The following is a 13,462-nucleotide window of genomic DNA, read 5'->3' as shown; positions in this document are numbered from 1 at the left end:
AAGTTCCTGGGAGGCTATTTCTGCTCTCGTAACAATTGGGCGGCGCGCACGGCAAAGTAGGTCAGGATGCCATCAGCACCCGCACGTTTGAAAGCGGTCAGGGACTCGAGAATCACCCCTTCGCTCAACCAGCCGTTCTGGATCGCGGCCATGTGCATCGCATACTCGCCGCTGACCTGATAAACAAAGGTCGGTACTTTGAATTCTTCCTTTACCCGGCAAAGAATGTCGAGATAAGGCATCCCCGGCTTGACCATGACCATGTCTGCGCCTTCTGACAAGTCGGCAGCCACTTCGTGCAAGGCTTCGTGGGTGTTGGCCGGGTCCATCTGATAGGAAGCCTTGTTGGCCTTGCCCAGGTTCAGGGCCGAGCCGACCGCGTCGCGGAACGGACCGTAGTAGGCGCTGGCGTACTTGGCCGAATAGGCCATGATGCGCACGTTGACATGACCGGCCACTTCCAGGGCTTCGCGGATCGCCTGGATGCGACCGTCCATCATGTCGGATGGCGCCACGACCTGGGCCCCCGCTTCGGCGTGGGACAACGCTTGCCTGACCAGCGCATCGACGGTGATGTCGTTCTGCACGTAGCCTTCTTCGTCGAGAATGCCGTCCTGACCGTGGGTGGTAAACGGGTCCAGCGCTACGTCGGTGATCACGCCGAGCTCCGGGAAGCGCGCGCGCAGGGCACGGGTCGCGCGCTGGGCAATACCCTCGGGGTTCCAGGCTTCGGCGGCGTCCAGCGATTTGAGCGCTGGCGGGGTGACCGGGAACAGCGCCAGCGCCGGGATACCCAGTTCCACCCACTCGGCCGCCGCTTCGAGCAGCAAGTCGATGGTCAGGCGCTCCACGCCAGGCATCGACGCCACCGCTTCACGACGGTTTTCCCCGTCCAGCACGAACACTGGCAGGATCAGGTCATTGGTGGTCAGCACATTTTCACGCACCAACCGACGGGAGAACTCATCACGGCGGTTGCGGCGCAGACGGGTGGCGGGGAACAGACGATTGGCGGGGGTAAAGCTCACGGCAGACTCCTGAGCCCGCAGACGGGCGAGCGTGACAGTTATAAGCGGTCATTATGACGAACACATGACAGTTGTGCTGAAGCGCGACCACTAGTCGCAGCGATTGTCTTCTGTAGGAAATGTTCACGTCGAGACACATTTCGATACTTTCCTGAATGTGTCTGAAGGGTTAGGCTGCGCGTTCATTTCGCCAGCACCCAGACAATGCTCCAACAATTTCTGCATGACTTCGGCTACTTGGCCCTGTTTATCGGCACGTTCTTCGAAGGCGAAACCATCCTCGTGCTCGCAGGCTTCCTGGCGTTCCGTGGCTATATGGACATCAACCTGGTGGTGGTCGTGGCATTTTGCGGCAGCTACGCGGGCGATCAGCTGTGGTACTTCCTGGGCCGCAAACATGGTCGCAAGCTCCTGGCGCGCAAGCCGCGCTGGCAGTTGATGGGGGATCGCGCGCTGGAGCACATCCGCCGCCATCCGGATATCTGGGTACTGAGCTTTCGCTTCGTCTACGGTTTGCGCACCGTGATGCCGGTGGCGATCGGCCTCTCTGGCTATCCACCGGGTCGCTACCTGCTGCTCAACGGTATCGGCGCGGCGATCTGGGCCACGGCCCTGGCGGCTGCCGCGTACCACTTTGGCGCGGTGCTCGAAGGCATGCTGGGCAGCATCAAGAAATACGAACTGTGGGTACTTGGCGCCCTGCTGGTTCTGGGCTTGGGCCTATGGCTGCGTCGACGCATCAAGAACGCACGGCTGGCCAGACAAGTCCTTGCGGCAGAACGTCTCGAACAAGCCAAGTCCGCCGAAACTACGACGCCAGGCGAGTGAGACGGTTGCGGCAATAGTACAAGCCGATGCCACTGATCAGGCTGTAGCTGAGCAAGCCAACCCAGGCCACCGGGCTGGCCGGCCATAACCCGGCCAGCGGCGCCAGCCACACCAGCGGCAGGTTCGCAGCCAGGCGCAAAAGCTCAAGCCTCAGCGTCCACGGGCGATTCTCCAGAGTCGCGCCCAACACGAACAGACCCAACGCTACCGCTCCCCACCCCAACACCAGGGCAGTGGCCGGCAGGCTGTTTTCCAGGTTCATCAAATAACTGCCCAGGGCGATGTAGAGACAAAACTGCAGCGCCACGTACCACTGTTGTCGCGCGTCCAGGGATACTTCGAATTTGCGGAACCGGCTCAGGTCCGGCTTGTTCAGCGGGTACCTGGCGGCCACATCGGCTGGCCGCCAACCGGTGGGCATGAACCAGATCCGCAGCTTGTCCCACCAGCGCTCGGCGCGCCGGGCATCGGCCCACAGTTGCGCATAGAACTGCAGATTGGCCCACAACGGATTCCAGCTCGCCAGTGGCGTGGTCACGCCGAAAATGACCGGCTCGTTGTCGTCCTCTTCCTGGAAGGTGCCAAACAGACGGTCCCAAATAATGAACACGCCGCCGTAGTTGCGATCCATGTAGAGAGGGTTCTGTGCATGGTGGGCACGATGATTGGATGGCGTGACGAAGCACCACTCCAGCCAGCCGAGCTTGGGGATGTGCTGGGTATGCACCCAGAACTGATACAGCAGGTTCAACGCCGCGACACTGACGAACACCAGCAGCGGCACGCCCAGCACCGCCAGCGGCAGGTAGAAGATCCAGCTCAGCAGGAAACCGCTGCTGGTCTGGCGCAACGCCGTGGAGAGGTTGTAGTCCTCGCTCTGGTGGTGCACCGAATGGGCGGCCCAGAGGATGTTGCGCTCGTGGCCCAAGCGGTGCAGCCAGTAGTAGCAGAAGTCATAGAACACAAAGGCGAATACCCAGGTCCAGGCCTGGTCGGTCGGCCATTGAAAGACCGCCAGATGCTCCAGGGCAAAGGCATAGGTCACCAGGCCCACGCCCTTGGTCAACAACCCCGTCGTGGTCGACAGCACACCGGTGCTCAGGCTGTTGATCGCGTCCGCCAGGCGATAGTGGCTCACGCCACGCCAGCGATCGGCCAGCAACTCGACGGCAATCAACACGAAGAAAAACGGCACGGCATACAGGATGAAATTCATGACGCGACCCGGGCATGCAAGGCAGGAAGGAGCTGGCAGATTAGGTGTAGCTGCCGGATCCCCCTATGGCAACGAGTGACAAATTAGTAGACATTTAACGCCATGAATCTGGAGAAAAGCCCATGAGCAAAAAAGTTGCAGTGATCCTTTCCGGCTGTGGCGTGTACGACGGCGCAGAGATCCACGAAAGCGTGATCACTTTGCTGCGTCTCGACCAGCGCGGCGCGCAGGTCCAGTGTTTCGCCCCCAACATCGCCCAATTGCATGTCATCAATCACCTGACCGGTGAGGAAATGCCCGAGAGCCGCAACGTGCTGGTGGAATCGGCGCGCATCGCCCGGGGAAATGTGAAAGACCTGCGCGAAGCCAGGGCCGAGGACTTTGATGCGCTGATCGTGCCCGGCGGCTTCGGCTCGGCGAAAAACCTCTCCAATTTTGCCGTCGAAGGCGCCGGTTGCAGCGTCCAGCCGCAAGTCCTGGCGTTGACCGAAGCCTTCGCCGAGGCCGGCAAGCCGGTTGGGCTGATCTGCATCTCACCGGCCCTGGCGGCGAAAATCTACGGCCCTGGGGTGACCTGCACCATCGGCACGGACGCCGACACCGCCGCTGCCGTGACCAAGATGGGCGGGACTCATGAAGAGTGCCTGGTCACCGATATCGTCGAAGACACCGCGCGCAAGCTGGTCAGCACCCCCGCCTACATGCTGGCGCAGAACATCAGCGAAGCGGCTTCGGGAATCAACAAGCTGGTGGACCGGGTGCTGGAGCTGACGCACGAGAATGATGAGTGACCTCCCGTCTCTTTTCTGTGGGAGCGAGCCTGCTCGCGAAAACGCCGGTACAGGCAACCTGTCCATAGGCTGATAGGCCGCCTTCGCGAGCAGGCTCGCTCCCACAGGGATCCAGGCAAGGTTCAAGACAAGCGAGACAACCGCGTCAATATCCGATCCAGCGCATTGGCAAATCCCTGCTTGTCCCGCTCGCTGTACGCCGCCGGGCCACCGCCCATGTGGCCCTGTTCCCGCAAGTCGGTGAACAGGTTGCGCACCGCCAGTCGATCGCCCATGTTCTGCGCGTCGAACTCCTTGCCCCTCGGGTCAAGGGCTGCGACGCCTTTCTTTACCAGGCGGTCGGCCAGCGGCACGTCGCTGCAGATCACCAGTTCACCCGGGACGGCATGCTCCACCAGATAATCGTCCGCCGCATCAGGCCCGCTGGGCACCACGATCAGCTTCACCAGAGCCAGGCCCGGCTTGATCTGCGGCTGCCCGGCCACCAGTACTACTTCAAACTGGCGCTTCAAGGCGAACTTGACCACCAGTTCCTTAGCGGCCTTGGGGCAGGCGTCGGCGTCGATCCATACACGCATCGGGTTATTCCTCTCTAAAAGCTTCGCGAGCGGGCTCGCTCCCACAATGGATAGCCTACCTCCTGTGGCAGCGAGCTTGCTCGCGATTATGAGCGCAGCGAATGCTTTTTCAGGAAACCTGCACCCGACGTTTCTCCGCCACCCAACTGCGCCCGTACAGCACAACGATCGCGATGATCGCTACCGCCTGGGCCGCCAGGGAATAAGCATCGGCATGGATGCCCAGCCAGTCGAACTCGAAGAACGCCACCGGCCGCGTGCCGAAGATTCCGGCTTCCTGCAAGGCCTTCACGCCATGACCGGCAAATACCACCGACAACGCACACAGCAAACCGGCGTTGATGCTGAAGAACAGCGCCAGCGGCAATTTCGCCGAGCCGCGCAAGATCACCCAGGCCAGTCCCACCAGCAGCACCAGCGCCGTCGCGCCACCGGCCAACACCGCGTCATGCCCGGCCGGGCCGGCCTGCAGCCACAGGGTTTCGTAGAACAGGATCACCTCGAACAGCTCTCGATAGACCGAGAAAAATGCCAGGATCGCGAAACCGAAACGGCCTCCGCCGCCCACCAGGCTGCTCTTGATGTAATCCTGCCAGGCCGCTGCGTGGCGCCGGTCGTGCATCCACACACCCAACCACAGCACCATCACGCTGGCGAACAACGCCGTCGCGCCTTCGAGCAATTCACGCTGCGCGCCACTGACATCGATTACGTATGCGGCGAGCGCCCAGGTCGCCAGGCCGGCCAGCAGCGCCAGGCCCCAGCCAACGTTGACGCTGCGCACCGCCGACTGCTGGCCAGTGTTGCGCAAGAACGCCAGGATCGCCGCCAGGACCAGGATCGCTTCCAGGCCTTCGCGCAGCAGGATCAGCAAGCCTGAAATGTAGCTCAGCGACCAGCTCAAGCCATCGCCACCGAGCAGGCCGGCGGACTCTTTCAACTTGGCCTTGGCCGCGTCCAGGCGTTGCTCGGCCTGCTCGACCGGCAAACCGTCCTGCAGGGACTGACGGTAGGCCATCAAGGCCTTCTCGGTATCTTTACGGGCGTTGGCGTCGACATTGTCCAGTGAGCTTTCCACCAGCTCGAAGCCTTCCAGGTACGCCGCCACCGACAAGTCGTAGGCCTGGTCGTGGTCACCTGTGCGATACGCCGCGATGCTCTTGTCCAGGGTAGCGGCGGTGTAGTCAAGCAACTGCGCCGGGCCGCGCTGCACCTGCGGTGGCTGGGCGCGCTGGGCGCGGAACGTCGCCGCTGCCGCGGGCCCCTGGGCGGCGAGGACTTCGGCCGGGGTCTGGCGGGCCAGGTCGGCAAGGTTGAAGGCCTGCTGGCCCTTGGCCGCAGCCGGGTCGGCGCTGAAGCTGGCGATGTAGGTCGCCAGGTCCCAGCGTTGACGGTCGTCGAGCTGATCGGCGAAGGCCGGCATATCGGTGCCTTCGACGCCCATGCCCAGGGTGTTGTAGATCGCGTAGAGGCTCAGGCGATCCAGGCGCTGCCCGTCGCGCAGGTTCGAGGGCGGCGGCTCCAGGCCGACACCCGCCGGACCGTCGCCGGCACCGCTGTCACCATGGCACACCGAGCAGTTCTGGGCATACAACGGCGCCCCGCGCGTCGGGTCCGGGGTGATCACCGGCGCCTGGCTGACCTCATAGGCTACAGCCAGCCTGGCCCCCAGCTGCCGCGCCAGACGGGCCACGTCAGCGCCGTCCTGGCGCTGGCTGATCACACTGCGCAACGTACCGATGCCTTGCGTCAGCTCAGCTTTCTCCGGCTTGCCTGGCAGCGCGGCGACCAGCCCTTCCAGCACTTGAGTGAATTCCAGTTGCTCGCGATATTCGGCATCGTCGATGACCTTCCCCGCGTCGACGGTCGCCGGGTAATCCGCCCCGATGTAATCCAGCAAGTGCAGCGCCTGTGGCGCGCCTTCAACAGTGTCAGCCAGCAGATCGGCACTGCAAAGCGCAAGCATCGGCAGCGCAATCCAGGCCAGGAAACGAAACGGGGCAGTCATGAATGACTCTCGATTGGAAATAAGAAGTAACACATTGTTCACTTCCAATGCGCTTGGCTCAAGCACCGATGTGTTCCGGCCAAGCATTTTCATCGGATCTTCATGCTTTGAAGATGACATCACAAAAACATCATTTAGAAACTAAAAAGCCACTACACAAGCAAATCCACTGATTATAATGCGCCGCCTACTTATTAGAAGAAGGCATAAAAGCTCCTCTGGACTTGAGGAACCGACGGCGCAAAAGCGCCTGTCCGTGGATCGCCCCAGCCCGACCCGCACCCCCCGGCTGATACTCAGGGAAGAAGTGTTCATGGCATCCCGTGCTCTTTTCTCGGTCGCCCTCGGCGCGATCACCTTGCTGTCCGGCTGCTCGGCGTTTCGCAACTACGACAGCGAACTGGCCCAGACCAATCAGCAACTGGCCTCGGGCAACGTCGACGCGGCATTGACCCTGCTGGAAAAAAACAACACCAGCAAAGACAAAGACCTGCTCTATTTCTTCGAAAAGGGTGAGCTGCTGCGTGCCAAGGGCGACCTGTCCGGCAGCCAGACCGCCTGGACCAGCGCCGACCAGCAAGTCGGGCAGTGGGAAGACGCCGTCAAGCTCGATACCGCCAAGTACGTTGCGCAGTTCGGCAGTTTCCTGGTCAACGACAAAGTCCGGCGCTATGAGGGTTATGACTATGAAAAGGTCATGCTCACCACTCAGATGGCGTTGAACCTGCTGGCGGTGAATGACTTCGACGGCGCACGGATGCAGATCAAGAAGACCCACGAGCGCGAAGCCGTGATCGCCGACCTGCGCGACAAGGAATACCTCAAGCGCGAGGAAGACGCCGAGAAACAGGGGGTCAAGACCGAATACAAGGACCTCAAGGGTTATCCGGTCGCCAGCCTTGACGCCCCTGAAGTGGTCAGCCTGAAAAACAGTTACCAGAGCGCGTTCAGCCATTACCTGGCAGGTTTCGTCTACGAAGCCCTGGGCGAGAAAGATCTGGCCGCGCCGGGTTATCGCAAGGCCGCCGAACTGCGTCCCAACACCCCGCTGCTGGAACAGGCGCTGCTCAACCTCGACAAGCCTGCCGCGAAGGACGACGACAGTGACGTCCTGATTGTGGTGCAGAGCGGCCTGGCGCCATCCCGTGACTCGATGCGAATCCCGCTGCCCTTGCCGATCAGCGGCAATGTAGTCATCACGCCACTGTCCTTCCCGCTGATCAAGCCGGACACCTCCACCGCGACCTTCGCCCAGATCGGCGTCGACGGCCGCCAGTTGGACCTGACCCAGCTCAACAGCACCACCGCCATGTCGCGCCGGGCCCTGCGCGACGACATGCCGGGGATCATCCTGCGCACGACCGTGCGGGCCATCACCCGTGGCGTCGCACAGAAACAGATCAACGAAACCAACCCGCTGGCCGGCCTGGCCGTGGGCATCACCTCGGCCGTGCTCGAAGGCGCCGACACCCGGACCTGGCGCACCTTGCCGGACTACACCCAAGTGGTGCGCCTGCGCCTGAAGAAGGGCGAACACCAGGTCACCCTGCCAAGCGCGGTAGGCGGCTCGGTGGTCAAGGTCAAGGTTGATCAGCGCTACCAGGTCATCAGCCTGCGGGCGGTGGGCAGCCAGGTCTTCGCCGGCGGCCTCGCGGCCCAGGTGATCCCGAGCGCCAACCCGACCGCCATCGCCCTCAAGCAACCTTAAGAACGGAGTCTTGTTCACATGCGTTTAAAACTGATCGCCGTCGGCGCCCTGGCCTTGCTGGCCGGTTGCGCCACCCCACCACCACCGGAGCAGGGCACTGCCGCCAGCAAGGTCGTGGCGATGGGCAAGACAAAAAACATCGTGGTCGGCGCCATGCGCGTCGCCCGCGAAAACGGCTACATGACCGTCAACGTGCAGTTGAGCAACACCAGTTTCAATAACAAGACGATGTATTACCGCTTCGCCTGGCTGGGACCGGAAGGCTTCCCGATCGCCGAAGAGGAAAGCTGGAAAACCCTGACGCTGTATGGCGAACAGACCCGCTTCCTGCCGGCCATCGCACCGACGCCCAAGGCCGTGGACTTCCGCTTGGAAATCAATACCCCTTGAGCCCTGTTCCGGTCGATCAGGTCAGCACCAGCCCCGTGGCGAGGGAGCTTGCTCCCGCTCGGTTGCGCAGCAACCGCAAGATTTTGGGGCCGCTTCGCAGCCCAGCGGGAGCAAGCTCCCTCGCCACGGGGATTTTCGGCACGGCCTGCCCTGCTTGGCACTGCGACTAATTCATTTATTCCTTTAGAGAGCACCTAAATGTTCCTACGCATCTCCTCCCTCGCCCTCGCCGCCCTGCTGGTCAGCGGCTGCGCCAACAACTCGCCGGTCCTGGGCAACAAGAACATCAGCTATGGCGACACCAAGGCCGTGGAAACCGTCACCAACGAGTTCGGTTCCACCGACCTGCAGATGATCGCCGAGTCCATGACCCGCTCCCTCGCTCAGTCCGGCATCCTGCAGGGCCGTCCGGTGGTGCAGGTCTACGACGTGAAGAACAAGACCAGCGAGTACATCGATACTCGCGAGATCACTACCAGCATCAAGACCCAACTGATGAAAACCGGCGCGGCACGCTTTGCCAGTGACAACAATGCCATGGACAGCCAGGTCGACCAGCTCAAGCTGCAGAACCAGAGCGGCCTGTACAAAAAAAGCACAGTGGCCAAGACCGGCAACATGATCGCCGCCAAGTACCGCATCGAGGGTTCCATCAGCTCGATCGTCAAGCGCAGCGAAGACTACAAGGACGTCTTCTACAAATTCAGCCTGCAACTGATCGATGTCGAAAGCGGTCTGGCCGAATGGATGGACGAGAAAGAAATCCGCAAGACCACGGAGCGTTAAGCCATGCGTACATGGATCGGAATCATGGCCCTGGCCTGCGCATTCAGTGCGCAGGCGGCCCCAAGAGTCGCAGTGACTGACCTGGCGTACCAGCAACGCGTGGAAGAATACATCCACACCGTTTCGGCCCAGAGCAACTTCCAGGCGAACCCGTACAGCGCCAGCGCGTCGTCGAGCTACGAAGAGATGGAAGCGACCAGCAGCTACATCGAGCAAGGCGAACTGCGCAAGTTCACTGGCGACATCAAGGGCGAGATCCTGCGCAGCGGTATGTTCCAGCTGGTGCAGGGCACGCCGCACACCGCATCGTCCACGGGCGATGTCTATGACGTGATCAAGCGAATCAAGGCCGGGCATTTCAAGGGCGCCGACTATGTGCTGTTCGGCACCGTGTCGGACATCGATTTCACTCGGGACATCAACGAGCTGGGCACTGCCGACAGCTACTCGGCGGTGCTCGCACTGTCGCTGGTGGCGGATTTCAGCCTGATCAACACCAAGACCTATGAAATCACCTCGGCCTTCACCGCCATGGGCGAGGGCCAGGACACCAAGCTGTTGAACCACCGGGACGTGCGTATCAGCCTCAATCGCCCACGGGTCGTGCGCGAAGTGTCCAAGGCGTTGGGTGAAGACGTGGCGCGGCAGTTGAGCGAGCAGCTCGGTGGCCCGAGCCATGAACAGCCTGGCGAGCCGGCGCAGCGCAATAACCTGCCGAGGGATACCGCGCCGGTAATCCTGCGCTGAAGCGCATTGCCAGGTAAGTGCTTTCGTGGCGAGGGAGCTTGCTCCCGCTCGGTTGCGTAGCGACCGCCTCTTTTGGGGCTGCTACGCAGCCCAGCGGGAGCAAGCTCCCTCGCCACAAGAGCTCGCCTTCGCCACGGTAACTACACCGCAGCCCTGCGAATCGTCGCCAGCAGACCTGCCGCGCCGATGAACAGCCCGGCGAAGGTCCGGTTCATCCGCCGTTGCTGTTTCGGGGTACGCAACAGGCGCAAGACCTTGGATGCCAGCCCGGTGTACCCGGCCATGACAATGAGGTCGACGCAGATCATGGTCACGCCCAGGATCAGGTATTGCTTGACCAACGGGGCATGAGGATCGATGAACTGCGGCAGCACCGCGAGCATGAATACCAGCGCCTTGGGGTTGCTGACATTCACCAGGAAACCGCGGAACACCAAAGCCAGGGGTTTGCCGATGGGGCGCACCGCCGCGTCGTCGCTAAGGTTTGCGGGAATGGCCCGCCATTGCTTGACGCCCAGATAGACCAGGTACGCCACGCCGAACCACTTGATTGCGTAAAAGGCGGTAGCTGACGCGGTGAGAATCGCGCCAACACCGGCGGCGACAATCACGATCTGCAACGCCAGGCCCAATTGCAGGCCCAGGGCGTTCCAGTAGCCACGCCAGAAACCGTATTGCAGACCGCTGGACATCGATGCAATGGCACCGGCGCCCGGCGAAAGGCTGATGACCCAGCAGGCGGCGAAGAACGCCAGCCACGTTTCCAGCAACATCGCACACCTCGGCTCAGTTCCGTCGAAACGAATAAACTAATGCGCCGCCGTGCGGATAACCACCGTTTTTTTCAGAACCCGCCCAGGGATCGGACTATTCGACGAAACCGCCGACCGGAAACGCTTCGCTGCCGCGCCAGCGCCGGACCGAACGCTGGAAGAACAGGCTGTTGGGCACCTGCACCATGGAGCTGCCGGTACCGAGTTCCTCGGGTTCGATCAAGGTGGTGTAGAGCAGGTTGATCGCCACCACCCGCCCCTTGATGCCAGGCTTGTCGGTGGCCTCGACCAGCTCGACCACGTCACCCAGGCGGAACGGGCCGACGGTGTAGATCAGAATGGCGCAGAGCAGGTTCGAGAGCACGCTCCAGATGGCGAAGAACGCCACCGCCGCAACGGCAACGAACCCCGACAGCGCGGTCCACAGCACCGTGGCCGAGACGCCGAGGCGTTCGAGCGCCACCAGTACCGCGCTGCCCATGATCAGCCAGCGCAGCACACCGCGCAGGATGATCACCAACTGGGACGGCAGTGGATAGCGCTCGCCGAGCCCGGTGAGGAAGCGCGCGACGACACGCTGGGCAACATAACCGACCAACAGAATCAGCAGGATTTGCACACCGAGCCAGATCGGCTCGATCCACATGACGGGTATAGGCAGGGACAACGCTTCCATCAGGACAACGCCTCCAGCTCCGCTTGCAGGTTTTCCAGCAACTCCAGGGCTTGCATCCACGCCTCCTCAAGTTCCGCTTCTCGAACTTTCAGCCTGGCCTGTTCAGCCAGCAGATCACGCAGCTCGTCCTTGCGCGCTGCCTCGTAGAGACCGCTGTCGCCAAGGCTGGTTTCGATTTTCTGCAGCTTTTCATGCAGTTTGCCCAACTCGGCTTCGAGCTTGTCGGCCTCGCGCTTGTGCGGCGCCAACTGCTGACGCAACGCTGCCGCGGCCTGGCGCTGGGCCTTCTTGTCGGTTTTGTCCGGGTTCACCGGGGTGCTGCTGACCGGTGCGTTGCGCTGGCGATATTCCACCAGCCAGCGCGCATAGTCTTCGAGATCGCCATCGAACTCCTCGACCTTGCCGTCGGCCACCAGGAAGAAGTTGTCCGTGGTGCTCTTGAGCAAATGCCGGTCGTGGGAGACCACCAGCACCGCGCCGCTGAACTCTTGCAAGGCCATGGTCAGGGCCAGGCGCATCTCCAGGTCCAGGTGGTTGGTCGGCTCGTCGAGCAGCAGCAGGTTCGGCCGGTCCCAGGCGATCAACGCCAGCGCCAGGCGCGCCTTCTCGCCACCGGAGAAATTCAGCACCGGCTCGTCGATACGCGCGCCGCGAAAGTCGAAACCACCGAGGAAATCGCGCAGAGTCTGTTCACGTTCGGTCGGCGCCAGGCGTTGCAGATGCAACAGCGGGCTGGCCTTGGCATCGAGCGAATCCAACTGATGCTGGGCGAAGTAGCCGACCACCGTGTTTTCGCCGCGCGTCAGGCGTCCGGCCAAGGGCTGGAGCTCGCCAGAGAGGTTCTTGATCAGGGTCGACTTACCGGCACCGTTGGGCCCCAGCAGACCGATCCGCGCGCCTGGGGTCAGTTGCAGCTTGACCTTCTCCAGCACGGTCTTGTCGCCGTAGCCCAGGCGCGCGTCGGACAGGTCGATCAGCGGACTGGAGATCTTGCTCGATTCGCGGAAGACAAAATCGAATGGTGAGTCGACGTGGGCCGCCGACAGTTCTTCCATCCGCTCCAGCGCCTTGATCCGGCTCTGGGCCTGGCGGGCCTTGGTAGCCTGGGCCTTGAAGCGGGCAATGTAGCTTTCCATGTGCGCACGTTGCGCCTGTTGCTTCTCGTAGGCCTGCTGTTGCTGGGCCAGACGTTCGGCACGGGCACGCTCGAAGGCACTGTAGCCGCCGCGGTACAAGGTGAGCTTGCGCTGGTCGACATGGGCTACGTGATCCACCACGGCGTCGAGGAAGTCGCGGTCGTGGGAAATCAGCAGCAGTGTACCGGGGTAACTCTTGAGCCACTCTTCGAGCCAGATGATCGCGTCCAGATCCAGGTGGTTGGTCGGCTCGTCGAGCAGCAACAGGTCCGACGGACACATCAGGGCCTGCGCCAGGTTCAGGCGCATCCGCCAGCCACCGGAGAAGTCGCCGACCTGGCGATCCATCTGTTCGTTGGTAAAGCCCAGGCCGGCCAACAATTTACGTGCCCGGGCGTCCGCCGTGTAGCCGTCGGCACTGTCGAGCTCCGAGTGCAGGCGCGCCTGGGCGGCACCGTCATGGGCGGCTTCGGCCGCGGCGAGATCGCGTTGCACCTGACGCAGACGCAGGTCGCCATCGAGCACATAATCCACGGCCAGGCGTTCGAGCGTATCGACCTCCTGACGCATGTGGGCGATGCGCCAATCCGCCGGCAGGAAGCAATCGCCGGAGTCCGGGTGCAACTCGCCGCGCAGCAAAGCGAACAGGCTCGATTTGCCGGCGCCGTTGGCACCGATGAGGCCAGCTTTGTGGCCGGCGTGCAGGGTCAGCTCGGCGTCTTCTAGCAGACGTTGCGGGCCACGCTGTAAAGTCAGGTTCTGAAGTCGAATCATAATGGCGGCGGAGTCTACCAGCT

General features: G+C 62.2%; 13 protein-coding genes. 6 read left to right on the top strand and 7 right to left on the bottom strand.

Translation table 11 applies throughout. The annotated features are described in order from the left end of the window. Window positions 1-14: 14 nt before the first annotated feature. Window positions 15-1,028: a porphobilinogen synthase gene (gene hemB, locus J3P89_RS00770; RefSeq protein WP_434571002.1), complete on the bottom strand. Its 1,014-nt coding sequence runs from the start codon at window positions 1,026-1,028 to the stop codon at window positions 15-17. A 204-nt stretch (window positions 1,029-1,232) separates the two neighbouring features. On the opposite strand from hemB, the gene J3P89_RS00765 reads away from it, so the two are divergent. Then, window positions 1,233-1,856: a DedA family protein gene (locus tag J3P89_RS00765; protein ID WP_305498000.1), complete on the top strand. Its 624-nt coding sequence runs from the start codon at window positions 1,233-1,235 to the stop codon at window positions 1,854-1,856. On the opposite strand, the gene J3P89_RS00760 is transcribed toward J3P89_RS00765, so the two are convergent. Beyond that, on the bottom strand, window positions 1,837-3,072 hold the full coding sequence (locus J3P89_RS00760; protein WP_434696462.1) for a sterol desaturase family protein: 1,236 nt from the start codon (window positions 3,070-3,072) through the stop codon (window positions 1,837-1,839). The two genes, J3P89_RS00765 and J3P89_RS00760, sit on opposite strands and share 20 nt — an antisense overlap. A 122-nt stretch (window positions 3,073-3,194) precedes the next feature. Between J3P89_RS00760 and elbB the strand changes: the two genes are divergently transcribed. Next, window positions 3,195-3,863, top strand: a complete 669-nt coding sequence (gene elbB / locus J3P89_RS00755; RefSeq protein WP_434570998.1) for an isoprenoid biosynthesis glyoxalase ElbB — start codon at window positions 3,195-3,197, stop codon at window positions 3,861-3,863. A gap of 122 nt (window positions 3,864-3,985) precedes the next feature. Here elbB and J3P89_RS00750 read toward each other — a convergent pair whose 3' ends face one another. Both J3P89_RS00750 and J3P89_RS00745 read right to left on the bottom strand, forming a co-directional pair. Continuing rightward, window positions 3,986-4,441 carry a YaiI/YqxD family protein gene (locus tag J3P89_RS00750; protein ID WP_434696461.1) on the bottom strand — a complete coding sequence of 152 codons (456 nt, stop codon included), beginning with the start codon at window positions 4,439-4,441 and terminating at the stop codon, window positions 3,986-3,988. Window positions 4,442-4,550: 109 nt separating this feature from the next. Then, entirely contained in the window at window positions 4,551-6,449 is a 1,899-nt protein-coding gene (locus J3P89_RS00745; RefSeq protein WP_434696460.1) for an FTR1 family protein, read from the bottom strand. 313 nt (window positions 6,450-6,762) lie between these two features. On the opposite strand from J3P89_RS00745, the gene J3P89_RS00740 reads away from it, so the two are divergent. From J3P89_RS00740 to J3P89_RS00725, 4 genes are all read left to right on the top strand, one after another. Continuing rightward, the gene (locus J3P89_RS00740) at window positions 6,763-8,157 is read left to right on the top strand and encodes a COG3014 family protein (protein WP_434570992.1); all 1,395 of its coding nucleotides are present in this window, start codon (window positions 6,763-6,765) and stop codon (window positions 8,155-8,157) included. An 18-nt stretch (window positions 8,158-8,175) separates the two neighbouring features. Continuing rightward, window positions 8,176-8,547: a DUF1425 domain-containing protein gene (locus J3P89_RS00735; RefSeq protein ID WP_434627189.1), complete on the top strand. Its 372-nt coding sequence runs from the start codon at window positions 8,176-8,178 to the stop codon at window positions 8,545-8,547. Window positions 8,548-8,745: 198 nt separating this feature from the next. Then, window positions 8,746-9,333, top strand: coding sequence for a penicillin-binding protein activator LpoB (gene lpoB / locus J3P89_RS00730; protein ID WP_305497989.1), 588 nt, complete (start codon window positions 8,746-8,748; stop codon window positions 9,331-9,333). Between the two features lie 3 nt (window positions 9,334-9,336). Next, window positions 9,337-10,080 (top strand): penicillin-binding protein activator LpoB, encoded by a 744-nt coding sequence (locus tag J3P89_RS00725; protein ID WP_434696459.1) that lies wholly within the window; start codon window positions 9,337-9,339, stop codon window positions 10,078-10,080. A 140-nt stretch (window positions 10,081-10,220) separates the two neighbouring features. Here the strand turns inward: J3P89_RS00725 and rhtB are convergent, their stop codons facing one another. The 3 genes from rhtB to J3P89_RS00710 form a co-directional block, all read right to left on the bottom strand. Further along, a complete protein-coding gene (gene rhtB / locus J3P89_RS00720; RefSeq protein ID WP_434696458.1) occupies window positions 10,221-10,853 on the bottom strand; it encodes a homoserine/homoserine lactone efflux protein in 633 nt (210 codons plus the stop codon). Window positions 10,854-10,947: 94 nt separating this feature from the next. Next, a complete protein-coding gene (locus J3P89_RS00715; RefSeq protein ID WP_434654799.1) occupies window positions 10,948-11,529 on the bottom strand; it encodes a mechanosensitive ion channel domain-containing protein in 582 nt (193 codons plus the stop codon). Next, window positions 11,529-13,439, bottom strand: a complete 1,911-nt coding sequence (locus J3P89_RS00710; protein WP_434696457.1) for an ATP-binding cassette domain-containing protein — start codon at window positions 13,437-13,439, stop codon at window positions 11,529-11,531. Before J3P89_RS00710 ends, J3P89_RS00715 begins: the two co-directional genes overlap by 1 nt. Window positions 13,440-13,462 lie beyond the last annotated feature (23 nt).

The organism is Pseudomonas sp. Z1-14 (assembly GCF_051132005.1).
Classification (GTDB): domain Bacteria; phylum Pseudomonadota; class Gammaproteobacteria; order Pseudomonadales; family Pseudomonadaceae; genus Aquipseudomonas.
Note: the sequence above shows the minus strand (reverse complement) of the source record. Positions and strands in the feature narration are given on the sequence as shown.